Source organism: Massilia sp. BHUDP2, from assembly GCF_046236355.1.
GTDB lineage: Bacteria > Pseudomonadota > Gammaproteobacteria > Burkholderiales > Burkholderiaceae_D > Telluria > Telluria varians.
Window position 1 is genome coordinate 1184589 of the sequence record NZ_JBJUVW010000002.1, and the last position, 21586, is coordinate 1206174.

Consider the following 21586-nt stretch of genomic DNA (forward strand, 5'->3'; position numbering starts at 1 on the left):
ATGGAACATACCCTGCCGCCACTGCCGTACGCTAAGGATGCCCTGCAGCCGCATATCTCGGCCGAGACCCTGGAATACCACCACGGCAAGCACCACCAGACCTATGTCACCAACCTGAACAACATGATCAAGGGGACCGAGTACGAAAACATGTCCCTGGAAGAGATCATCCAGAAGTCGACCGGTGGTGTGTTCAACAACTCGGCCCAGGTGTGGAACCACACCTTCTTCTGGAACTGCATGACCCCGAACGGCGGCGGCGCACCGACCGGCAAGGTTGCTGACGCGATCAACGCCAAGTGGGGCTCGTTCGACAAGTTCAAGGAAGAGTTCAACAAGTCGGCACTGGGCAACTTCGGCTCGGGCTGGACCTGGCTGGTGCAGAAGGCCGACGGCAGCGTCGACATCGTCAACACCTCGAACGCCGGCACCCCGCTGACCACCTCGGACAAGCCGCTCTTGACCGCCGACGTCTGGGAGCACGCCTACTACATCGACTACCGCAATGCGCGCGCCAAGTTCCTGGACGCGTTCTGGAATGTCGTGAACTGGGATTTCGTGAACCAGAACGCGGCCTAAGCCCTTCTTGTTCATGAACGCAAACGGCCCGCTTTCGCGGGCCGTTTGCTTTCCAGGATGGGAAGAAGCGATAGCTTAGCCGCGCGCCTCCGCATCGATCCGCGAATTCGCCGCGGTATCGCGCATGAACCAGCACACCACCAGGGTACAGGCGATCACGCCCGTGGCATACCAGTAAAAACCGCTCTCCAGGTTGATCGACTTGAACCACAAGGCCAGGTACTCGGCCGTCCCGCCGAACACCGACACCGCGAAGGCATACGGCACGCCGACGCCGGTGGCGCGGATGGTGGCCGGGAACAGCTCGGCCTTCACCAGCGCGTTGATCGAGGTGTAGCCGGACACGATGATCCAGGCGCAGGCGATCAGGGCGAAGGCTTCCCACGGTCCTGACGCATTGCGGATGGCCGTGAGCAGCGGCACCGTGAACAGGGTGCCGAGCAGCGCGAAGCCCACCAGGAGCGGACGGCGGCCGATGCGGTCGGACAGCGCGCCGTACAGGGGCTGCAGGCACATGGCGAACAGCAGCGAGGCCGCCGAGACCGCCGTGGTCTGGGCGTCGGTGAGGCCCACCGACAGGCGCAGGAATTTCTGCATGTAGGTGGTGTAGACGTAGAAGGCCAGCGTGCCGCCCATGGTCAGGCCGATCACCAGGAGGACCTCGCGCGGGTGCTGCATCAGCTGCTGCAGGCCGCCCATCTTCTTGGCCTTCTTGCGCGCCGCCTCGAAGGAGTCGGTCTCGGGCATGTTGTGGCGCATGGTCAGGGCCAGCACGGCCAGGGTCGCGCCGATGAAGAAGGGAATCCGCCAGCCCCAGGCGCGCAGTTGCTCGTCCGAGAGCAGGTAGCGCTGCAGCACCAGCAGGAGCAGCAGCGCCAGCAGCTGGCCGCCGATCAGGGTCACGTACTGGAAGCTGGCGTAGAAGCCGCGGTGCTTGGAATCCGCCATTTCCGACAGATAGGTGGCGCTGGCGCCGTATTCGCCGCCCAGGCTCAGGCCCTGCAGCAGGCGCGCCAGCAGCAGGATGCAGGGCGACAGGATGCCGGCGGTGGCGTAGGTCGGCGCGCATGCGATCAGGAGCGAGCCGAAGCACATCAAGAGGACCGAGGCCATCAGGGCCGTCCTGCGGCCGCGCCGGTCGGCCAGGCGGCCGAACAGGATGCCGCCGATCGGGCGCACGAAGAAGCCGAGGGCGAAGATGCCGGCCGTGGACATCATCTGCGCGGTCGGGTCCTGGGCCGGAAAGAAGGAACTCGCGAAGTACAGCGCGAACGCCGAATAGCAGTAGAAATCGAACCACTCGACCAGGTTGCCGGACGATCCGACGAAGATGGCGCGCAAGCGTTTGCCGGAAATCCGTTCTCCGGCCTGGGCGCGGCCCTCGACGGCCGGCCGCGTTGTGACTGCAGTCATGTTGTCTCCTGTGATCCACGGGAGATCGACGCGCCTCCCGTTTCCAGGCCCTTACTATCCCGCGCGGCCGTACGGCGCGCATCCGGGATGTCGGCGCGAGCGCCTCCGTAAAACTACGCAGAAGCATTCCAAAGCGCCGGCGCAACTGCTATCGTCTCGTGATCTGATCCTGAGGAAACCGAATGGCCCGCCCGTTCATCGCCCGTTACTGGCGCGGGCTCCTTGCCGCCGTGGGCGCGCTGGTCCTGATCGCGGCCGCGGGACACTGGGCCGAGCAGCGCGAACTGCAGGCCAAGACCCAGGCCCTGCAGCAGGCCGCCGCCGCGCAGGCGCTGGGCCTGCGCGGCCTGGTCGAGAAGCACGACTTCCTGCCGCATGCCGTGGCGCGCCACCCGGGCGTGCAGGACTTGCTGCGCGCCCCGCAGGATGCCGCCCTGCGGGCGCGCGCCAACGATTACTTTGCCGACCTGCAGGCGACCACCGGCGCCGCCGCGCTCTACCTGGTCGACCGCGATGGCTTGACGCTGGCGGCCAGCAACTGGAACACGCCCTCGAGCTTCGTCGGTCAGAACTACCGGCAGCGGGCCTACTTCGAGGACGCCGTGCGGGGCCGCCGCGGATTGTTCTATGGCCTCGGGCTCACCACCGGCCAGTCCGGCCTGTTCATCGCGGAACCCGTGCGCGTGGACGGCGCCATCCTCGGCGTGGCCGTGGTCAAGATCAGCCTGGAGGCGCTGCAGGCCACCTGGATGGGTGGGCTCGAACCGGTCGTGCTCAGGGACAGCCGCGGCATCGTCTTCCTGAGCGGCGTGCCCGAATGGCTGTACCAGGCTATCCGGCCGGTGTCCGCGCAAGACGCCCGCTGGATCGCCGAACACGGCCAGTACGGCAAGCGCACGCGCTTCGACGTCCTGCCGTGGAAGATCGAGGCGCGACCCGACGGCGCCGGCTTCGTCCTGCGCACCGGGGTGCAGGGACAACGAAGAACCCTGCTCGCGCTCGACACTCCGCTGCCGGAACTGGGCTGGACCCTTACCGTCACCTCGGATATGAAGGAAGTGGCGCAGGCACGCCGCTCCGCGCTCGCGCTCACGGCGCTGGCCGTGGCGCTGCTGCTGCTTGGCACCCTGTATTGGCGGCTGCGCGAGCGGCGCTTCGTCGAACAGCGCACCGCGCGCCTGGAACTGGAGCGCCGGGTCGACGAGCGCACCCGCGACCTGGAAGAAGCGCACGCCTTCCGCAAGGCCATGGAAGATTCCCTGCTGGTGGGCATGCGCGCCCGCGACCCGGACGGGAAGATCATCTACGTTAACCCGGCGCTGTGCGCCATGGTCGGCTACAGCGCCGAGGAACTGCTCGGCTGCCGGCCGCCCTACCCCTACTGGCATCCGGACGACCTGGAAAAGCAGGCGCGCGAAAGCGACGATGCCCTGCAGGGCCGCGCCGCGCCGCACGGCTTCGAATCGCGCATCCGCCACAAGGACGGGCACGACGTCATCACGATGGTCTACGCCGCCCCGCTGGTCGACGCCCAGGGCGTGCACCGGGGCTGGATGAGCTCCGTGGTGGACATCACCGCGCAGAAGCAGGCCGAAGCCCGCCAGCGCGACCAGGAACTGCGCCTGCAGCGCAGCGCGCGCCTGGCCAGCGTGGGCGAGATGGCCTCGACGCTGGCGCACGAACTCAACCAGCCGCTGATGGCCCTGTCCAATTTCGCCGTGGCGGCGCGCGCGTTGGCCGCGCAGGGGCCGTCCGAGCTGCTGCCGGGTGCGCTCGACGAGATCGTCGGCCAGTCGCAGCGCGCCAGCGAAATCGTCAAGCGGGTGCGCGCCTTCATCAACCCGCAACGGGGCCAGTACGAAATCCTGGCGATGGTGGACGTGCTCACCCATGCGCAAGCCCTGCTCGAGCCCGAGCTGAAAGCCCAGGGCGCCACCCTGCGCCTGCTGCTCGAGGGCGCCGGCGCCCGGGTGCGCGGCGATCGGGTCCTGCTCGAGCAGGTCCTCGTCAACCTGGTCCATAATGCGCTGCAGGCCATGCAGGACCAGCCGCGTCAGCGCCGCACGATCGAACTGGCCTGCCGCCGCAGCGAGGGAGGCCTGCGCATCGGCGTGGCCGACCAGGGACCGGGGATTCCGGCCGGGCAGCTCGACCAGGTGTTCTCGCCCTTCTTCACCACCAAGCCCGATGGCCTCGGGCTGGGCCTGAACATCTGCCGCAGCATCGTCGAGGCCCACGGCGGCGCCATCGGCGTCGAGAACCGGCCGGGCGGCGGCGCCGCCTTCTCGTTCACGCTGCCCATCGTTCCATGAAAGAGCCATGAAAGAGTCATGAAAGAAGCGCCACTGACCCTGTACGTCGTCGACGACGACGAAGCCCTGCGCCGCTCCCTGCTCCTGCTGCTGTTCTCGCAGGGAATGGCGGTGCAGGCCTTTGACTCCGGCGAGGCCTTTCTCGACACCGTCGACCTGCGCCAGCCGGGCTGCGTGATCCTCGACCTGCGCATGGGCGGCATGAGCGGCCTGGAAGTCTTCGAGCGCCTGCTAGGCGCGCACAGCCCGCTGGTGACCCTGTTCCTGTCGGCACACGGCGACATCCCGACCGCCCTGGAAGCGGTGCGGCGCGGCGCCTACGACTGGGTGGAAAAGCCGGACACCCAGCGGCTGCTCGACAAGCTGCCCGCCGCCACCGCCCTGGCCCGCGCCCGCGCCCAGGCGCTGCGCATGTGGGCCGAGCTGACGCCGCGCGAGCGCGAGGTGGCGCGGCTGGTCGGGCTGGGCCAGCCCAACAAGGAGATCGCACGCATGCTGGTGCCGCCCTGCAGCCACCGCTCGGTGGAGACACACCGCGCCAACATCTTCAACAAGCTCCAATGCGCCAATGACAACGAGCTTGGGCGCTGGCTGGCGGCCCATCCCTGGCTGGACTGAAAGCTCAGCGGAGCAGCACTTCGTTGCGGAAGCGCCAGGCATAGGTCTGGCCGACCTTCAGCTGCGCCGGATGCTCGCGCAGCTCGACGATGAAGCTGCCCAGCTCGTCCCGGCGGATGCGCGCGATGGCGCGGGCGCACACCAGGGTGCCGCGCCGGATCTGCCAGAACTGGTCGGGGTCCAGGCCAGCCGCCAGGTCCTTGATCGGCATCCGGATCAAGCCTTCATCCAGGGCGGTGACCACCCGCGTGTAGCGCGTGTCCGATTCGAAGAACAGGATCTCGTCGATCGGGAACAGCTTGATGACGTTGCCCGCCGTGCAGCTGATCCAGCGGATCCGCTCCTGGGCGGCGTTCGGCCGCAGGCGCTGGTCGAGTTCCATCCAGCTTTTGGCGCGCTCGACGTCGCCCTTGCCCGCCGCGAGCTGGGTCCGCACGCGTTGCAAGGCCTGTTCCAGCCTGGCCCCGTTGACCGGCTTGAGCAGGTAGTCGACGGCGCCGAGGTCGAAGGCGTCGATCGCATGGCTGTCGTAGGCGGTCGTGAAGACGACGCAGGCTTTGCCCGCGCTGGCGCGCGCGACCTCGAGCCCGCTGATGCCGGGCATGCGGATGTCGAGGAAGGCCACGCTTGGCTCCAGCTCGGCGATCGCGGCCAGCGCTTCGCTGCCGTCTTCCACCGAGGCGATGATCTCGAGCTCCGGCCAGGCAAGCAGGAGCAGGCGTTGCAGCTCGGCGCGCTGCAGGTCCTCGTCGTCGGCAATGATCGCGGTCGGCATTCTCAATCTTCCTCCATGGTCTCGACCAGCGGCAGCACGATGCTGGCCACCACGCCGCATTCCTCGCCGGTGCGCAGTTCGAGCGCGGCGGCGCCGCCGTACAGGTGCTTCAGGCGCTCGCGGATATTCGCCAGGCCAATGCCGCTGCCGCTCGATGCGGAAAAGCCGATGCCGTCGTCGATCACGCTCAGCTCCAGCATCCTGACGCCATCCACTTCGCGAGAGGCGGCCGTCACCTGGATCCGCGCCGGCCCTTTCCTGGGCTCGATGCCATGCTTGACCGCGTTCTCCACCAGCGAGATCAGCATCAGGGGTGGAATCAGGGCGGCGCGCAGCTCCGGCGCGCAGCTGACCTCGGTGCGCAGGCGCGGCATGCGCGCCGCGATCACGCCCAGGTAGGCCCGCACCGAATCGCATTGCGAGCCGAGGGTGACGAAGGTGCTGGCGCGGTCGGCGCGCAGTTGCGGGATGGTCGAGCGCAGGTAGTCGATCAGGTGGTCGATCATGACGATGCCGCGGTCCGGATCGGAGAGCATGGCGGCGCGCACGCCCGACAGCGTATTGAACAGGAAGTGCGGCTCGACCTGGCTGGCCAGCACCGCCAGCTTCACCTCGACTTCGTTGCGCTGGTGCTTGTAACGCTCCGCCTCCGCCTGCAGGGCGGCCTCGCGCAGCAGCCTGCGCTGGCGGAAGTAGGCGGCCAGGTCGAAGGGGCCGGCCAGCCAGACCAGCACCGGGAACCAGATCACCAGGTTGACCAGGCGGTTGTCGCGCGCCTGTTCGGCCTGCAGTTCGGCCGACGCCTGCCCTTGCGTCGGCTGGCCGCCGGTCCTCACGAAAGGGGTCAGCGACCAGGCCAGCAGCACGCCCAGCAGCAATGCGCATACGATGCCGGCCGCTTCGCGCCGCGGACGCCAGCCGCGCGCGCGCACCAGCACCGCCAGGCCGCGTCCCAGCGCCAGGGCGGTGGCCACCACCAGCCAGATGGCCGGGAAGGTGAACCAGAAGGACAGCGGGTCCACCTCCGGCGGCGGCTTGGGAACCAGCGCGGCCAGCACGGCCAGGACCAGCGCGAACAGGATCATCGGCGCGCGGAAGGAGCGCATGCGGTAGCCGTACCAGGTCTTGCCGAACACCGGATACTGCTGGGCGCGATGCGACCATCCTCCCAGCCGGGTGGCGAGGCTGGACGGGAGCGGCGACTCGTGGTCGGCTGGCGCGATTTTTTCCATATGGCTATTTTAAGCTGTTGCGCGGCTATTTAACCGTTGCCAGGATCCAGTCGCTGACGGTATCGAGCGCGAGCGGCGCGACGCTTTCCTCGATCTCGGCGTATTCGGTTCCGGCCCCGGTGCGCGCGGTCTGGAACAGGTGGTTCAGCGCCGGCAGTTCCTTCACCACGGCGCGCGAATTGCTCTTGAGCGCGCCGCGGATCGCCGTCAGGTTCATCGCGGCCGGCACCTGCAGGTCGCGCTCGCCGTTCAGCACCAGGATGGGCTGGCGCACGGACTGCAGGACCGGGCCGGGTTCGTGCCGCAGGAAGGCATGGAACCAGGGCGAGGTGAATTCCCTGGCGCGCGCCGCGGCCGTCCCGGCCGGCAGGATCCCCTTGCGTTCGGCCTCTTCCATCATTTGGCGCGCCTTGTCGCCGGCCAGCTCGGGGCGCGGCTCGGCCACGATGGCCGCGAATACCGCGCGGTTCAGCTCACGCTCCCTGGCCACCGCTTCCTCCGGCATCCCCGCGGCTTTCGTGCCAAGCGCGATCTGTTCGACCATCAGCAGTTCGCCGCGCACCCCGGGACCCGCCAGCATCACGACGAAGGCCAGGCCCGGGTCGCGCGCCGCCACCATCGGTGCGATCATGCCGCCTTCCGAGTGGCCGACGACGCCAATCCGTTTTGCATCGACCTCGGGTCGGCCGCGCAGGAAGGCGACCGCGGCCTCGGCATCGGTGGCGAAGTCCCGGGTGGTCGCGTCCTTGTACACGCCGCCCGACTTGCCAACGCCGCGCTTGTCGTAGCGCAGGACCGCGATACCCTGGCGGCTCAGGTGGTCGGCCAGCACCAGGAAGGGCTTGTGCTCGCGGATGGTCTCGTCGCGATCGACCGCACCGGAACCATGCACCAGCACGACCGCCGGGAACGGCCCCTTGCCCTGGGGGACGCTCAAGGTGCCGGCGAGAACGTGGCCGCCCGCCGGATTGGCGAAGCCGACCTCGACGCTGGCATAGCTCGGCTGGCGCGCGGCGATCGCTTCCAGCTGCGGACGTTTCGGCTTGAGCGCCGCGGCATCGGTGCGCTCCAGGCGCAGCGGCACGGCCTGGCCGTTCTGGCTCCAGGTGCCGACCCAGGCCTGGTCCTGCTCGCTCCAGCGCGCCGTGAACCCGGCGTTCAGGGCCGACAGCCTGAATCCGAGCTGTTCCTCTTCGACGCTCAGCTGCTCCACCTTGGTCTTGAAGCCCTGCTGGGGCACCGCCAGCCTGCCTTCCCACTTGCCGTCGGCGGTCTTGGCAAACTCCAGGTGCAGGTTCAGGGAATCCGCGATGCGGCCTTTCCAGTGGCCGGTGGCGTCGATGGCGTGGGCGGGGCCGGCTGCCAGGGCGAGGCTGGCCAGGAGGCCGAGCAGGATCGATTTCATGCGCTGTCTCTTTCTTCAGGTTCGGGAAGTCCACTGTAGCCGGGCGGGCGTGCCGGCTCAGCGGAATGCGGCGAACCCCGGTTTTGATGACATGGACGCTGCCTGCCTTGACATGAACACGGCTACACGCTGTTCTCGTCCTGCCCCTTGGCCCGGTCGAACACCTGCCCGGTCAGGGAATGGCGGTTGCGCTCGCGCTGCTGGGCGGCCTGCTCGTCGTAGAAGAAGGGCAGGAATGCATAGCGCGTCCCTGCCACCACCGGCGTCGCCTCGTGCAGCAGGGAACAGGAAAAGACGATGGCGCCGCCGGTCGGCGCCCGGTAGCAGCGCGGGCCGAATTCCGGAAAGCGCAGGTCGCCGCCCTGGTACTCGCCGGCGTTCAGGTTGATCGTGCAGGCGAAGCGGCGGTGCGCGGTGCCGAGCGTGGTGTTGTCCTTGTGGGGACGGAAGAATCCGCCCTCGCTGGCATCGTAGCGCGCCACCAGGTGGCGTTCGATCCGGGTGATGTTGAACTGAAAGGCGCGCCGGACCTCCGGCAGCAGGCGGCGCTGCAGGCGGGCATGGATTGCCTGCCTCAGGGCCGCGAATTCCGGGCGCGAATCGAACTCGACATCCTTGCGCTGCTTGAAGCTGCGCTCCTTGACCTCCACGGTCTTGCCGTTCACCTCGCGCATGAAACCGGATTCGATCCCGCCATGGCGCTCGTACAGCGCGATGAGCTCCCGGCACAGGTCTTCCTCGAACACCCGCGGCAGGATCAGCACGGGCGCATGCAGTTCGGTTCCGGCATGTTGGGCGACCGGCGGCAGGCGGCCGATCGTCTCCTCGAGCGCGGCATTGTGCTGCTCGGCGGACAGGAGCGGAATATGGGCGAGCACGCGCAGCATCGGATCGAGCACCAGCGTGAAGGGCCGGTACCCGTCCCCGATCGCGCCGAACCGGCTGCTGAGCTTTCGGTCGAAGTCCCTGAAATAACGAATGCCGGGCAGGATCGTGCGCACCCGCTCGCAGGCCTCGTCGTCCGGATCGACCGAGACTCCGAAGAAGCACAGCTGCTCGTCGTCGAACAGGGCGCGGCGCCGCTCGACATAACGGACCACCTCGCGCACCGCAGCAATGCCGGCACTGCCGAGGAAACTCAGGACGACGTAGCGGCCCCCGGTCGTATAGAAGGTATAGCGTGGATTCTGCGCCGTGCTGGCCACGAATTCAGGTATCGGGTCACCGGGTAGCCACACAATATGTCCTGGATGAGTTGACAAGGTTGAGACAGGCATCTTAGCGAAGCGCGTCGCCCGCGCCAAGCCCGGCGCCCGGCTGGGCCAGGTGCCGGCGCAGGAACTCCACGCAGACACGCACCCTGCCCGATCCGCTCAGGCGCTGCGGATAGACGGCCCACACGCTGGCCGGCTGGGTGTAGTCGGGCAGCACCTGCACCAGCGCGCCGCTCTCCAGGTAGCCCCGCGCATCCCACAGCGAGCGCAGCACGATGCCGGCGCCTTCCACCGCCCAGCGCATCGCGATCTCGCCGTGGTTGGTCGACAGTGCGCCGGACACCCGCACCGTCTCCTCGCCGCCTTTGCCGCGCAGGCGCCAGGTGCCGAACGGGTGGTCGCGTTCCTTGATCGCCAGGCACTGGTGGCTGGCGAGTTCCTTCAGCGACTTGGGCGTGCCGTGCCGCGCGATATAGCCTGGCGAGGCGCACAGGATGCGGTGGTTGTCCATCAGCTTGCGCGCCACCAGCTGCGGCGGCAGGTCATCGCCGATGCGCACGTCCAGGTCGAAGCCTTCCGCCACCGTGTCGACCAGGCGGTCGAACACCTCGAGGCGGATCTGCAGCTTCGGGTGGCTTGCTGCCAGCCTGGCGATCACCGGCGCCACCACCTTGCGCCCGAAACCGAAGCTGCTGCAGATGCGCAGCCGCCCGGCCGGCTTCTGGCGCCGCTCCGAGACGTCGTCGAGCATGTCGTCGAGCTGTTCCAGGATCAGCTGGGCACGGCTATACACCTGCTCGCCCTCTTCCGTGATGAGCACGCGCCGCGTGGAGCGCTCGAACAGCCGCACCCCGAGCTGCGCCTCCAGCACGCCGATGCGCTTGCTGACAAAGGCCGCGAACATGCCCAGGCTTTCCGCCGCGCCGCTGAAGCTGCCCCTGCGTACCACCTCGACGAACACCCGCAGGTCGCCATTCTCGATTTGATTATTCACGATTCGTGCTCTATAAGGCCACACTAACGGGGATTATAAACGCAGCGTTTTCTTGCTAAGCTGACGACCGACATGCAAACAGCACAGGAGCGCGCAATGAAGAAGCACAGGATCGCCGTGATCGCCGGCGACGGCATCGGCAAGGAAGTCATGCCCGAGGGCCTGCGCGCCGTCGAGGCGGCGGCGCAGCGGTTCAACATCCCGCTGGAGTTCGTCAGCTTCGAATGGGCCAGCTGCGACTACTACCTCCAGCACGGCAAGATGATGCCCGACGACTGGAAGCAGCAGCTCGACGGCGTGGACGCCATCTTCTTCGGCGCGGTCGGCTGGCCGGACACGGTGCCCGACCACATCTCGCTGTGGGGTTCGCTGCTGAAGTTCCGGCGCGAGTTCGACCAGTACGTCAACCTGCGCCCGGTGCGCCTGATGCCGGGCGTGCCCTGCCCGCTCGCCAATAAACAACCGGGCGACATCGACTTCTACGTGGTGAGGGAAAACACCGAAGGCGAATACTCGGCGGTGGGCGGGCGCATGTTCGAAGGCACCGAGCGCGAGCTGGTGCTACAGGAAGCCATCTTCACCCGCAAGGGCACCGACCGCATCCTCAAGTACGCCTTCGACCTGGCGCAGCGCCGTCCGAAGAAGCACCTGACCGCCGCCACCAAGTCGAACGGCATCGCGATCTCGATGCCCTACTGGGACGAGCGCGTGACGGCCGTTGGAGCGGCCTATCCGGACGTCCGCTGGGACAAGTACCACGTCGACATCCTGGCGGCGCGCTTCGTGCTGTCGCCCGAGCGCTTCGACGTGGTGGTGGCCTCGAACCTGTTCGGCGACATCCTGTCGGACCTGGGGCCGGCCTGCACCGGCACGATCGGCATCGCCCCTTCGGCCAACCTGAATCCAGAGCGGAGCTTCCCCTCGCTGTTCGAGCCGGTGCACGGTTCGGCGCCGGACATCTACGGCAAGAACATCGCGAACCCGATCGCCATGATCTGGTCGGGCGCGATGATGCTGGACTTCCTGGGTTATACCGAGGCGCACGATGCGCTGGTGCGGGCGATGGAGCATTGCCTGGTGAACGGGCCGCGCACGCCGGACATGGGCGGGACGGCGAATACGACCGAGGTCGGAACAGCAATTGCCGAGTACCTGACATCGGTTTGACGTAGGGTGGGCGGCTATGCCGCCCACGCGGTGATAGTTAGGATTAAAACAGCCGGAGCGGCAGATCTTGCACCACTTGACCGCGTGGGCGGGAGACCCGCCCACCCTACGAAAAACACGGGTTTATTTCAGTAAGTAGGTGTTAAAGAAGTCGATCGTCGAATAGAACAGGTAATCGGCGTTCGCCTTCTTGCCGAAGCCATGCCCCTCGTCGTTCGCCGTCATGTACCACACCGGCGTGCCGTTCTTCTTCACCGTGGCCACGATCTGGTCGGCCTCCTGCCATGGCACGCGCGGGTCGTTCTTGCCCTGCACCACGAACAGCGGCTTCTTGATTTTCGACGCATTGTTGGCCGGCGCCGTCGCTTCCATCCACTTGCGCATCTCGGGATCGCGCTCGTCGCCGTACTCCACGCGGCGCAGGTCGCGGCGGTAGCTTTCGGTGCGCTCGAGGAAGGTGACGAAGTTCGAGATACCGACGATGTCGATCGCCGCGGCAATGCGCTCCGGGTACATGGTCGACACCGCCAGGGTCATGTAGCCGCCGTAGGAGCCGCCCACCACCGCCACGCGCGAAGCATCCATGTCGGGCTGGGTCGCGATCCAGTCGAGCAGCGCGCCGATGTCCTTCACCGAATCTTCACGCAGCTTGCCGTTGTCCAGCTTCAGGAAGCTCTTGCCGTAGCCGGTCGAGCCGCGCACGTTCGGGTAGATCACCGTCAGGCCCATCTCGTCGGTGTAGTAGTTGTTGCGTCCCAAAAAGCCCGGCGTCGACTGCCCTTCCGGACCGCCGTGGATATTGATCACCACCGGGCGCTTGCCGGGGAATCTGGCGGCGTCCGGACGGTAGACGAAGCCCGAGATCTCGCGGCCGTCGAAGGACTTCCAGCGCACCAGCGAGGGTTCGACGAACTTGTTCATGTCGACGTCCATCTTCTCGTGCCGGGTCCAGCGCGTCACGGCCGCGGTCTTGGCGTCGATGCTGTAGACCTCCGACGGGCTGCGCGCCGAGGACAGCGACAGCGCCAGGTTGCGGCTGTTGTTGTGCCACTCGATGCGGCCGATGACGCCCATCGGCAGCTTCGGCTGCGCCACCAGCTTGCGGTCACGGGTAGACATCATGCGCAGCACGCTGCTGCCGTCTTCATTCGCCACGAAGGCCAGCAGCTTGCCGTCGTCGGTCAGGTCGAAGCTGTCGATGTCCCAGTTGATGTCGGGCGTCAGCACGGTCTCCTTGCCGCTGGCAATGTCGATGTAGACCAGGCGCTGGAATTCCGAGCCGCGGTCGCTGGTCGTGTAGATGCCCTTGCCGTCGCGCGAGAATGTGGCATTGCCGTAGGCGACTTTCTCCTCACCCTTTTCGGTCAGGCGGCGGCTCTTGCCGCTGGCGACGTCCATCAGCCACAGGTAGGACTCGTTGGCCGACACGTACTCGCTGTACACCAGCTGCTTGTCGTCGTGCGAGAACTCGAAGGAGCCCCAGCCGCCGCCCGGCAGCTCGGCCAGCACGCGCGCCTGTTCCGGCTGGGTCGGGTCGACGATGCTGACGGTGGAGTTGACCTGGTCGTTCGAGCCCTGGCGGCCCACCGGCACCGTCACGTACAGCAGCCGGCCGCTTTTCCTGGCCCAGGCGGTGTCCTGCACCCGGCGGTTGTCCGGCGTGACGGGAATCGCGTCCGTTTTCCCTACCTCGCGGCGGTAGGCGCGGAACACCTCGTTGCCGCCGGCATCGCGGCCGAACACGTAGAACTTGCCGTGGCGCGGCTCGTACTGGGCCGTACGCACCGGCTCGGCGTAATCGGTCATCAATTCGAGCGGCGCGCCGGGCTTGGCCACACGGAACAGCTGCGGCGTGTTGTTGTGGCGGCGCGAGACGATCATCTCGAGCCTGGTCGGGTGCCAGGATGCGTAGGAGGTCGGCTTGAAGTCGTTGTACTTCGCCACCTGGCTGGCCAGGCTGGCGCGTACGGGAGGGACGTTTTCCAGCACCATCGCGGCCGGGGGGGCGACGGCGGTCTCCTGGGCCGCGGCTGCGCCGGCGGCCAGAAGCAAGGTAGCGATCAGGGTCAGCCCGAGCGGGCGGCGGTCAAGTCTCATCCGGTGGTCTCCGATGCATGGGTTGTTGGTGTTGTTGCTCCTCAACTTTACACGATGGTGGACCGGGCGCATCATTGTCACCGAACTGTAAGCAAATGTCCCCCCTTTGTAGGGGCTGTGCTGTCGGGCAACTAGTTCTATACAATCTCGGACCAAGGAGAAACAAGCATGTACCGAGTGATGTTAGTGGAAGACGATGCACGCCTGGCCGAGCTCGTCACCGAATACCTGTCCGGCTATGAGTTCGCGGTCGACCTGGTCACGCGCGGCGACCAGGCGCTGGAGCGTTTCAAGGCACTCTCGCCCGACGTCGTCGTGCTCGACCTGATGCTGCCGGGCCTGGACGGCATGGTGGTGTGCCGCCAGATCCGCGAACTGTCCGAAGTGCCGATCCTGATCCTGACCGCGCGCGAGGACTCCTACGACGAAGTCTCGGGCCTGGAACAGGGCGCCGACGATTTCGTCAACAAGCCGGTGCAGCCGCGCGTGCTGCTGGCGCGCCTGCGCGCCCTGATGCGGCGCACGGCCCAGGCCAAGGGCGGCGCGGACTCGCGTGTGCTGCAGTTCGGCGCGCTGCGCATCGTCACGAGCGACCGCAGCGTGGTCTGGCGCGGCGAACCCTGCGTGCTGTCGAATACGGAATACAAGCTGCTGCTGGTGCTGGCCGAAGCCGCCGGCCGCGTGCTCTCGCGCGACGCCCTGCTCAAGAAAATGCGCGGGATCGAATTCGACGGGCTGGATCGCAGCATCGACAACTGCATCTCCAAGCTGCGCCGCAAGTTCGAGGATACCGATTCGGAAAAGATCAAGACGGTGTGGGGCGAAGGCTATCTGTTCTCGCCGTCTGCCTGGAACTGATGTTCGTAGGGTGGGCGGCTTTGCCGCCCACGCGGTGATAGTTGTCAGCGCAAACGCCGCGACAGTGCCGGCTCTAGCTGAACGCGTGGGCGGGGAACCCGCCCACCCTACGAAAACCTGTTATTCGAATAAAGGCACGATCGCCAGTGGCGCGCTATAGGTAATCAGCTGCGCCCGCTCGGCGCCGAAGCGGTAGTTCACCGCCGGGAAGTCGGCATCGAGGTCGCCGCTGAAGGCCGCGCCGGGCGTGAGCGGCAGCGCCTGCTCCCCTTCCGGACGGCGCAGCTTGACCGAGGCCTCCACGCCCTTCTTCGGGAACACCATGCGCACGCCCACGCACTGGCGCGAGCGGGCCGAGGCATCGACGTGGCGGGCATAGCCCAGCGCCTGGGCGCAGGCGGCGCGCAGCTCGTCGGTGTCGTAGACGTTGTCCGCCCGCGGCGTGATCGTCACCCGCGCGCGCAGGCTGAAGGGGCCGATCTTGCGGTTCGGCGCCAGCACGGCGTTTTCGTCGTAAGCGGCTTTTACCAGCGGCAGGACGCCGCGGCCGAGGGCGTCGAGCGCCAGGCTGGTCTGCACGGTCTTGCCCGCCAGGACCAGCTGCAGGCCCTCCGCCAATACGCCCTTCTCGCGCGGCAGCAGCTGCAGGTGGTTCTGCAGCAGGCTCTTGGGGCCGCCGTATTTTTCGAACACGACCAGACTGCGGTAGGCGTCGCGATAGCTCGCCCACTCCGACGCGGGCGCGAGCGCCTGCGCCACGGCCAGGCTGGCCGAGCTCAGGAGCAGTGCGCATGCGGTGGCGTGTGCGAATCGCATCATCAGAACCGGTAGGCGAAGGCGGTCGAAACCGTCACGTTGTTGGGCCGCTCGACGAGCGGGCTGCGGCGGGCGTCGCCCATCAGGCGCGTTCCCTGCACGCTTGACGTCAGCATCCAGGAAGGCGACAGCGCCCAGTTCCAGCGCGCGCCGATGCGCACATCCTTCAGGCCGCCGTCGGGGCGGTAATAGGGATTGCCGCTGCGCATGGCCTGCGCAGCGCTGACGCCGAAGTAGCTCTGCTGGTAGGCGCGGTTGGCGACGCCAAGGCCGGCCGACAGCGACAGCGTGTGGTGCGGGGCCAGCTGCATTGCCAGGCGCTGGATGCCGAACTCGCCGCGCACGCCATTGCGGTCGTTGCCGGCGCCGGCCAGCACGCTGCTGGTCAGGCGCCATTGCGGCGACAGGTAATAATTGAAGAAAGCGCCCGCTTCGGGACGCGCCTTGACCTCGTCCATGCCGGCGAGCGGATTGGCGCTTTTCATCGCGCGCTCCGTCGACGGCAGCATCGTGGCAAAGGCATCGACGCCGCCGACGCTGCTGCCGGTGCCCGATTCGGTGCGGCGCGGATGGATGGCCAGCAGCGGGCCGTATTCGACGACCGGGCTGGCGGACAGGTGCATCCCTGCGCTCATGCCGGAAATGAAGATGCCGTTGCTCCATTGGACCTGAAGCACCGGCAATGCCCTGAGCTTCCTGCTGTCCGCTCCCTCGTACCGCGGCGCCGACACGACGCCCAGCCCCGCATACATATCGCGGCTGCCGTCGGGCATCGGGTTGGTGGTCGGCGTCTGTGCGCTTGCGGCGCCGCCCGAGACAGCCAGAACCAGGGCGAAAAGCTTGTTCATGTCTTTCACAATCGGGAGAGTTCGGCAATCCAACATTTTACGTCGGGCAAGCCGAACTCTCACGCATTGTTACTGGTTGGTACGAGTTTCTGTCACGAATTCCACGGGGGCCTCGCTGCGTTTGACGATGACCAGGTGCGCCGGGTGGACGATCATCATGCCGCAGAAGACGCCGGGGCCGGGGACGCTGTCGACCACGCCCACCTGCAGCTTGCCGTCCTGGAAGGAGACGCTTCCGACGCCGCCGCCGTGGCAGGTGCTCGGCTTGGGACCGCGGAACACGCCGATCACCATCTGCTCCTTGAAATCGACCTTCGGCAAGGCGTGCTCGCTACCGGCATGTTCGGCCCACAGGCTGGCCCAGGCCGCCTCGTCGCGCACCACGACATTGCGCTGCTCGAGGATGGCGGTGCGCACATGCGGCTCGACCGTGGTGAAGTTGACATAGTCGTTGACGATCTTGCGGATCTCGACCGGCGCATCGACCTTCGGCACCGCGACCACCCGCATCGGCTGGGTGACAACCGCCAGGCACAGCGCGACCGGCGACATGTCGCGCACTTCGTATTCGACCAGCAGCTTGCCGTCCTTCGAGCCGGCGTACACCACGTCGAAGCGCCCGCAAGGTGGGTTGTTGCCATGGAATATAGCGACCAGCATGTTGCGCGAGAAATCGACTTGCGGCGCCGCGATGCGGGTCTTGCTGTGTTCGGCCCACAATGCCGACCAGGCGGCCGCGTCCTTGATCACGACTTCGCGCGCCGTCTCGATGTTCGAGAAGCTCTCGCTGACGACGGTCTTGAAGGCGACCGGGGTGCCCGACTTGGGCAGGAAGCTGACCGGCTCGACCTTGTGGCCGGAGCCCAGGCCCAGGTCGGCCTTGTCGAGGTTCTTCAGCATGGTGTCGAACAGGGCGCGCACGCTCTCGTCGCTGCAGCTGGTACGCGGACCGGCAATCGTGTCGCCGGAAGTGCACAGCACGGCCTGCGGATTGGCGCCCATCAGGGTCTGGCTATGAGAATTGTCGGCGCAGTTGCCGGCACGGTCCCACAGCACGTACTTGCTGTCGACGACGTACAGCTGGTTGCGGGTCGATGCGCAGGATGCTTCCTGGGCCATCTTGATGTACTCGGAAACGACCGGAACGCCGCCATTCGGCTCGCCGACGGCAATGCCCTGCCCTGCCGTCTGGTTCCTCATGACGGCAGTGCCTTCACCGCCACCGCCACAGGCTGCCAAAGCCACGCCCATGCCGAGAACGGCGGCGGCGTTGATCAGAGTGCGTCCCAACTCCCTCATTTTCTTCTTCTCCACCGATCGTTACCTTAAGAATAAAAAAACCCGCCGACACTCGCATATCAGGCGGGCAAACGGAAAACCAGATAATCCTTGACCTGATGTTGAGCATCATAGGCATCCCCGGCCTCGCATTCCCCCTCGAACTGTCGAGGAATTGTCTGCAATTTGTAAGCTTGGAAGCGCCAGCAGGGAGATTCCTAAGAGACGTTTGCTCCTATACAATGCTGCCAAGGAGATACTATGTGTTTGGCAGCAATTCGTAACTGCGAGTCATGCAGGATGGGCACGTGAACCGGATATTCTTCCGTTTCTTCGTGCTGGTCATGCTGTCGATCACGGCAGCCACCTTCGTGATTTACTTCGCCTTCAGCCGGCTGTTCGGGGATCCGCTCGAGGACATCGCACGCCGCCAGGCGGCTGCCCAGATCTTCCTGCTCGAACAATATATCGACCAGGCCCCAAGCGACGAATGGCTGGCGCGCCTGAACAACGTGCGCATCGTGTCGGACGTGCGCTACGACCTGATTCCGCTGGCGCAGGCACGCAGCGCCCTGCCCGCCGGCCGGCGCGCGCTGCTCGACCGCGGCGAACTGGTGCTCGATCCGGCCAATCGCAGCTTCTACCGCCGCGTCGACCTCGACGGCGAACGCTACATCGGCAGCCACGAGGAAGTGCTGCATGCGCAGGACCTGCCGGTGGACATCGGGCAGGCGCTCAAGATGGAAGCGCTGCGCTACGTGATCGTGGCGATCGCGCTGCTGGTGCCGATCGCGCTGTGGTCGCGCTCGCACTGGCAGGGCTTGCAGTCGCTGTCGCGCATGGCGGACGAATTCGGCAGCGGCAAGCTGACGGCGCGTTCGCAGATGAAGCCCTCGGCCTCGATCTATCCGCTGGCCGAACGCATCAACCACATGGCCGACCGCATCGAAGACCTGCTGGAAGCGCAGAAAAGCCTGCTGCACTCCGTGTCGCACGAACTGCGCACGCCGATCGCGCGGCTCGAATTCGCGCTCGAACTGCTGGACGCGCGCGCCAGGGACCCCGACCTGAGCAAGCGCGTCAGGGCGATGGAAGGCGACTTGCGCGAACTGAATTCCCTGGTGAACGAACTGCTCGACATGAGCAAGCTCGACAGCACGCGCAAGCTGCAGATCGAGCCGGTCCGGCTGGACGCGCTGCTGCGCGAATGCCTCGAGATGCTGCCGCCTTCGCCGCATACGCTCGACTGCCTGCTTCCCGAGAACCTGGGCGAGCTCGCGCTCGACCGCCGCCTGCTGGCGCGCGCCGTCTGCAACCTGCTGCGCAACGCCCAGAAATATGCGGCCGGCCGCATCCTGCTGTCGGCGGCGCGCACCGAGGGCGGCGTCGAGATCACGGTCGACGACGACGGGCCCGGCATCCCGGTCGAGGAACGCGACAAGGTGTTCGACCCCTTCTACCGTCTCGACCGCAGCCGCGACCGCGCGACCGGCGGCTTCGGCCTCGGCCTGTCGATCGCGCGCAAGGCGGTGGCGCTGCACGGCGGCAGCCTGCATGCGGACAGCGCGCCGCTGGGCGGGGCGCGCTTCGTGATCAAGCTGCCCGCTTGATGCGGGAACAGGACAACAACACACGGGACACGCCATGAAACGATGCATTCTTCCCGCCCTGCTACTGCTGCTTGCAACAGGCCAGGCGGCGGCCGAAAAGGCCGATGCCTACAAACCGACGCAGATCACCTGCCGCTCCTGCGATGCCAACAGCCTGACCGGCACGTTCACGCTGGCGGGTGGGGTCGAAGTCAATCGCGGCAGCTTGACGATCAGTGCCGACGGCGGGCGCTTCGAGGAGTCGCCGGGCGGCTACCAGCGCATCCTGCTGCAGGCGCAGCCCGGCAACAAGGTGCGCTTCCGGCAAAAGGCGGACGGCCCCGGCGAACGCTGGATGGAAGGCGAAGCCGAGCGCGTCGAGTACGACGATCGCTCGGCCATGGTGAAACTGATGTCGAAGGCAAAGGTGCGGCGCACGCTGGACGGTGTCCAGACCGAAGAGGCCGAGGGCGAATTCATCTCCTACGACAGCCGCACCGAGGAGTTCACCCTGCGCAATACCAGCACGGGCGAGGACCGTCCAGGCGGCGGGCGCAACACCATCGTCCTGCAGTCGAAACGCAAGGCGCCGCCTGCGCCGGCGCTTGCCACCATGGACAAACCATGATAACTGTTCGGCATGACACGATGATTGTCCAGGGAGGCCCCTTATGAGGCTCGCATTACGCTGCCGCTGCGGCAAGCTGCGCGGCCAGGTCGACGCCCGGCGCGTGGCCGCGCGCGCCGTCTGCTACTGCAAGGACTGCCAGGCCTATGGCCGCTTCCTGGCTACCCCCGTGCTCGATCCGCTCGGCGGCACCGAGGTGGCCGCCACCCTGCCCGCCGCCGTGCGCTTCGACGAAGGCCTCGAGCACCTGGCCTGCATGTCGCTGAGCCCCAAGGGGCTGTACCGCTGGTACGCCAGCTGCTGCCGCACGCCGATCGGCAACACGCCGCGCGACCCGCGTACTTCCTACCTGGGCCTGGTGCGGGCCTGCCTGGATGCGCCGGATGCGGAACTCGATCGGCAGCTCGGGGGCCTGCGCTGCCGGGTCGAAACGAGATCGGCCAAGGGGCCCGTGCAGTCGAGCGCCCTGGGCACGGCCTGGGCCGTGTGCAAGATCGGGACAATGCTGATGAAGGCGCGCCTGGGCGGCGGCTACCGGGAGAATCCCTTCTTCCGCGCGGGCACGAGCGAGCCGCTGAAGCCGCCGCAGGTGCTGTCGCTGGAAGAAAGAAAGGCGCTGAGCACTTAGGGCTCAGCGTTCGGTCGTGCGCCGGGAAGGATAACGCGAGACGTGCTCGTCGTACTGTCCGCTCACGTGCGTGACGCCGTACCACAGGTGCTCCCACCAGTGGTCGCGCGAACGCACGGTCACGAGACATGCCTTGTCGATGCCGCCCTTGAAGAGCGGATCGGGGCATTTGTTGGTCATCAGGGCGTAGCGCTGGTTCTCGGCATTGACGAGGGCAATGCCGAGCCAGATGGCGATGCCCGTGCAGAGCACCGCCACCGACCACGCGATGTGGTTCACATAGCTGGTCTCAAACAGGTCGTCCTCGTTGGGCCGGGACCCATCGTACATCTTGAGGACTTCGCGTTCGACGTCATTGCTCATTTGGATTTGGCTGCCCTTGCGACGAGTGCGTCCATGACCTGGGCGGTCGCCTGCATCAGCTGGTTGACGTCCTGGATCTTGTTCGCCTCCTGGATCTGGCCCGGCGACACCACGTACTTGCCGTCGATGATGATGGTCGGGGTGCCGGTCACCTTGTAGGCGCTCGAGATCTGGCTCAGGCGGCGCAGCTTGGTGGTCACGCCGAAGGAGTTCCAGGTTTCCATGAACTTGGCCTTGTCGAGGCCGTTCTTGACCGCCCACTCGATGATCTGGTCATCCTTCGTCAGGCGCTGGCGCTGCACGTGCACGGCCTGGAATACGCGGTGGTGGTACTGGTCGAGCTTGCCCATCGCTTCGAGGGTCAGGAACAGGCGTGCTTCCGGATCGGTCGGGCCCTGGAAAGGCAGCGGGATACGGCGCGCGACGATGTTGTCGCCCTGCTTCTTGATCCACTGGTTGAACGTCGGTTCCAGCATGTTGCAGGCCGGGCAATGGTACGCGAAGAATTCGATGACCTCGACCTTCTTGCCCGTCGCCTGCACCGGTTGCGGCGCGGCCAGGGTCTGGTAGTCGACACCGTTCTTCGGGTCGGCTGGCGACGCGATCGCGGTGCTGGCGACCATGGTGGCGGCGATGAGAGCAAAACGCAGAGAACGCATAGGTTTCCTTCCACAATAGATTGAGCAAACGCCGGGAGATTACCACTTTTTCGGCCCGCCATTCTGAGGAAGGGCTGAATTTTGCATTTGCTTACGGAATTAACGTAGGCGAA

The 21586-nt window shown here is 66.5% G+C and carries 20 protein-coding genes; 8 read left to right on the plus strand and 12 right to left on the minus strand.

Going from position 1 to position 21586, the window contains the following annotated elements; translation table 11 throughout:
- The gene (locus ACK6C6_RS15910) at positions 1 to 579 is read left to right on the plus strand and encodes a superoxide dismutase (protein ID WP_027864788.1); all 579 of its coding nucleotides are present in this window, start codon (positions 1 to 3) and stop codon (positions 577 to 579) included.
- Positions 580 to 654: 75 nt separating this feature from the next.
- Here the strand turns inward: ACK6C6_RS15910 and ACK6C6_RS15915 are convergent, their stop codons facing one another.
- A complete protein-coding gene (locus ACK6C6_RS15915; RefSeq protein ID WP_036216191.1) occupies positions 655 to 1992 on the minus strand; it encodes an MFS transporter in 1338 nt (445 codons plus the stop codon).
- Between the two features lie 182 nt (positions 1993 to 2174).
- On the opposite strand from ACK6C6_RS15915, the gene ACK6C6_RS15920 reads away from it, so the two are divergent.
- Together ACK6C6_RS15920 and ACK6C6_RS15925 are read left to right on the plus strand one after the other, a co-directional pair.
- Entirely contained in the window at positions 2175 to 4304 is a 2130-nt protein-coding gene (locus ACK6C6_RS15920; protein WP_409268107.1) for an ATP-binding protein, read from the plus strand.
- A gap of 18 nt (positions 4305 to 4322) precedes the next feature.
- Positions 4323 to 4922, plus strand: a complete 600-nt coding sequence (locus tag ACK6C6_RS15925; RefSeq protein WP_209588226.1) for a response regulator transcription factor — start codon at positions 4323 to 4325, stop codon at positions 4920 to 4922.
- 4 nt (positions 4923 to 4926) lie between these two features.
- On the opposite strand, the gene ACK6C6_RS15930 is transcribed toward ACK6C6_RS15925, so the two are convergent.
- From ACK6C6_RS15930 to ACK6C6_RS15950, 5 genes are all read right to left on the minus strand, one after another.
- Positions 4927 to 5697, minus strand: coding sequence for a LytR/AlgR family response regulator transcription factor (locus ACK6C6_RS15930; RefSeq protein WP_409268108.1), 771 nt, complete (start codon positions 5695 to 5697; stop codon positions 4927 to 4929).
- Positions 5698 to 5699: 2 nt separating this feature from the next.
- A complete protein-coding gene (locus ACK6C6_RS15935; protein WP_409268110.1) occupies positions 5700 to 6929 on the minus strand; it encodes a sensor histidine kinase in 1230 nt (409 codons plus the stop codon).
- Between the two features lie 25 nt (positions 6930 to 6954).
- Positions 6955 to 8334 carry an alpha/beta hydrolase family protein gene (locus ACK6C6_RS15940; RefSeq protein WP_409268112.1) on the minus strand — a complete coding sequence of 460 codons (1380 nt, stop codon included), beginning with the start codon at positions 8332 to 8334 and terminating at the stop codon, positions 6955 to 6957.
- A 122-nt stretch (positions 8335 to 8456) separates the two neighbouring features.
- A complete protein-coding gene (locus ACK6C6_RS15945; RefSeq protein WP_409268114.1) occupies positions 8457 to 9572 on the minus strand; it encodes a 2OG-Fe(II) oxygenase in 1116 nt (371 codons plus the stop codon).
- 40 nt (positions 9573 to 9612) lie between these two features.
- A complete protein-coding gene (locus ACK6C6_RS15950; RefSeq protein WP_409268115.1) occupies positions 9613 to 10542 on the minus strand; it encodes a LysR substrate-binding domain-containing protein in 930 nt (309 codons plus the stop codon).
- A 96-nt stretch (positions 10543 to 10638) separates the two neighbouring features.
- Between ACK6C6_RS15950 and ACK6C6_RS15955 the strand changes: the two genes are divergently transcribed.
- Positions 10639 to 11709, plus strand: a complete 1071-nt coding sequence (locus ACK6C6_RS15955; protein ID WP_409268116.1) for a tartrate dehydrogenase — start codon at positions 10639 to 10641, stop codon at positions 11707 to 11709.
- A 123-nt stretch (positions 11710 to 11832) separates the two neighbouring features.
- Here ACK6C6_RS15955 and ACK6C6_RS15960 read toward each other — a convergent pair whose 3' ends face one another.
- The gene (locus ACK6C6_RS15960) at positions 11833 to 13806 is read right to left on the minus strand and encodes an alpha/beta fold hydrolase (RefSeq protein WP_409268117.1); all 1974 of its coding nucleotides are present in this window, start codon (positions 13804 to 13806) and stop codon (positions 11833 to 11835) included.
- A gap of 168 nt (positions 13807 to 13974) precedes the next feature.
- Here ACK6C6_RS15960 and ACK6C6_RS15965 point away from each other — a divergent pair, with 168 nt between their 5' ends.
- Positions 13975 to 14664: a response regulator gene (locus ACK6C6_RS15965; RefSeq protein WP_409268120.1), complete on the plus strand. Its 690-nt coding sequence runs from the start codon at positions 13975 to 13977 to the stop codon at positions 14662 to 14664.
- Between the two features lie 120 nt (positions 14665 to 14784).
- Here the strand turns inward: ACK6C6_RS15965 and ACK6C6_RS15970 are convergent, their stop codons facing one another.
- From ACK6C6_RS15970 to ACK6C6_RS15980, 3 genes are all read right to left on the minus strand, one after another.
- On the minus strand, positions 14785 to 15483 hold the full coding sequence (locus ACK6C6_RS15970; protein WP_409268121.1) for a hypothetical protein: 699 nt from the start codon (positions 15481 to 15483) through the stop codon (positions 14785 to 14787).
- On the minus strand, positions 15483 to 16328 hold the full coding sequence (locus ACK6C6_RS15975) for a MipA/OmpV family protein (protein WP_409268122.1): 846 nt from the start codon (positions 16326 to 16328) through the stop codon (positions 15483 to 15485). The genes ACK6C6_RS15970 and ACK6C6_RS15975 overlap by 1 nt, the downstream gene beginning before the upstream one ends.
- Positions 16329 to 16397: 69 nt before the next feature.
- Positions 16398 to 17528, minus strand: coding sequence for a hypothetical protein (locus ACK6C6_RS15980; protein WP_409268123.1), 1131 nt, complete (start codon positions 17526 to 17528; stop codon positions 16398 to 16400).
- A gap of 386 nt (positions 17529 to 17914) precedes the next feature.
- On the opposite strand from ACK6C6_RS15980, the gene ACK6C6_RS15985 reads away from it, so the two are divergent.
- The 3 genes from ACK6C6_RS15985 to ACK6C6_RS15995 are packed head-to-tail and all read left to right on the plus strand — an operon-like array spanning position 17915 to position 20451.
- Complete coding sequence (locus ACK6C6_RS15985; RefSeq protein ID WP_409268124.1) at positions 17915 to 19216, plus strand: ATP-binding protein; 1302 nt, start codon at positions 17915 to 17917, stop codon at positions 19214 to 19216.
- 34 nt (positions 19217 to 19250) lie between these two features.
- Entirely contained in the window at positions 19251 to 19823 is a 573-nt protein-coding gene (locus ACK6C6_RS15990; RefSeq protein WP_209588213.1) for an LptA/OstA family protein, read from the plus strand.
- Between the two features lie 43 nt (positions 19824 to 19866).
- Positions 19867 to 20451: a DUF6151 family protein gene (locus ACK6C6_RS15995; RefSeq protein WP_409268125.1), complete on the plus strand. Its 585-nt coding sequence runs from the start codon at positions 19867 to 19869 to the stop codon at positions 20449 to 20451.
- A 3-nt stretch (positions 20452 to 20454) separates the two neighbouring features.
- On the opposite strand, the gene ACK6C6_RS16000 is transcribed toward ACK6C6_RS15995, so the two are convergent.
- Positions 20455 to 20814: a hypothetical protein gene (locus tag ACK6C6_RS16000; RefSeq protein WP_409268126.1), complete on the minus strand. Its 360-nt coding sequence runs from the start codon at positions 20812 to 20814 to the stop codon at positions 20455 to 20457.
- Entirely contained in the window at positions 20811 to 21473 is a 663-nt protein-coding gene (locus tag ACK6C6_RS16005; protein ID WP_209588210.1) for a thiol:disulfide interchange protein DsbA/DsbL, read from the minus strand. The genes ACK6C6_RS16000 and ACK6C6_RS16005 overlap by 4 nt, the downstream gene beginning before the upstream one ends.
- Positions 21474 to 21586 lie beyond the last annotated feature (113 nt).

Bases quoted from the DNA above. Each gene is read 5' to 3' on its own strand.
- ACK6C6_RS15975 (WP_409268122.1), bottom strand. From the start codon at position 16,328: ATGAACAAGCTTTTCGCCCTGGTTCTGGCTGTCTCGGGCGGCGCCGCA.
- ACK6C6_RS15970 (WP_409268121.1), bottom strand. From the start codon at position 15,483: ATGATGCGATTCGCACACGCCACCGCATGCGCACTGCTCCTGAGCTCG.
- ACK6C6_RS15990 (WP_209588213.1), top strand. From the start codon at position 19,251: ATGAAACGATGCATTCTTCCCGCCCTGCTACTGCTGCTTGCAACAGGC.
- ACK6C6_RS16000 (WP_409268126.1), bottom strand. From the start codon at position 20,814: ATGAGCAATGACGTCGAACGCGAAGTCCTCAAGATGTACGATGGGTCC.
- ACK6C6_RS15920 (WP_409268107.1), top strand. From the start codon at position 2,175: ATGGCCCGCCCGTTCATCGCCCGTTACTGGCGCGGGCTCCTTGCCGCC.
- ACK6C6_RS15980 (WP_409268123.1), bottom strand. From the start codon at position 17,528: ATGAGGAACCAGACGGCAGGGCAGGGCATTGCCGTCGGCGAGCCGAAT.
- ACK6C6_RS15995 (WP_409268125.1), top strand. From the start codon at position 19,867: ATGAGGCTCGCATTACGCTGCCGCTGCGGCAAGCTGCGCGGCCAGGTC.
- ACK6C6_RS15925 (WP_209588226.1), top strand. From the start codon at position 4,323: ATGAAAGAAGCGCCACTGACCCTGTACGTCGTCGACGACGACGAAGCC.
- ACK6C6_RS15965 (WP_409268120.1), top strand. From the start codon at position 13,975: ATGTACCGAGTGATGTTAGTGGAAGACGATGCACGCCTGGCCGAGCTC.
- ACK6C6_RS16005 (WP_209588210.1), bottom strand. From the start codon at position 21,473: ATGCGTTCTCTGCGTTTTGCTCTCATCGCCGCCACCATGGTCGCCAGC.
- ACK6C6_RS15960 (WP_409268117.1), bottom strand. From the start codon at position 13,806: ATGAGACTTGACCGCCGCCCGCTCGGGCTGACCCTGATCGCTACCTTG.
- ACK6C6_RS15910 (WP_027864788.1), top strand. From the start codon at position 1: ATGGAACATACCCTGCCGCCACTGCCGTACGCTAAGGATGCCCTGCAG.
- ACK6C6_RS15955 (WP_409268116.1), top strand. From the start codon at position 10,639: ATGAAGAAGCACAGGATCGCCGTGATCGCCGGCGACGGCATCGGCAAG.
- ACK6C6_RS15935 (WP_409268110.1), bottom strand. From the start codon at position 6,929: ATGGAAAAAATCGCGCCAGCCGACCACGAGTCGCCGCTCCCGTCCAGC.
- ACK6C6_RS15940 (WP_409268112.1), bottom strand. From the start codon at position 8,334: ATGAAATCGATCCTGCTCGGCCTCCTGGCCAGCCTCGCCCTGGCAGCC.
- ACK6C6_RS15915 (WP_036216191.1), bottom strand. From the start codon at position 1,992: ATGACTGCAGTCACAACGCGGCCGGCCGTCGAGGGCCGCGCCCAGGCC.
- ACK6C6_RS15930 (WP_409268108.1), bottom strand. From the start codon at position 5,697: ATGCCGACCGCGATCATTGCCGACGACGAGGACCTGCAGCGCGCCGAG.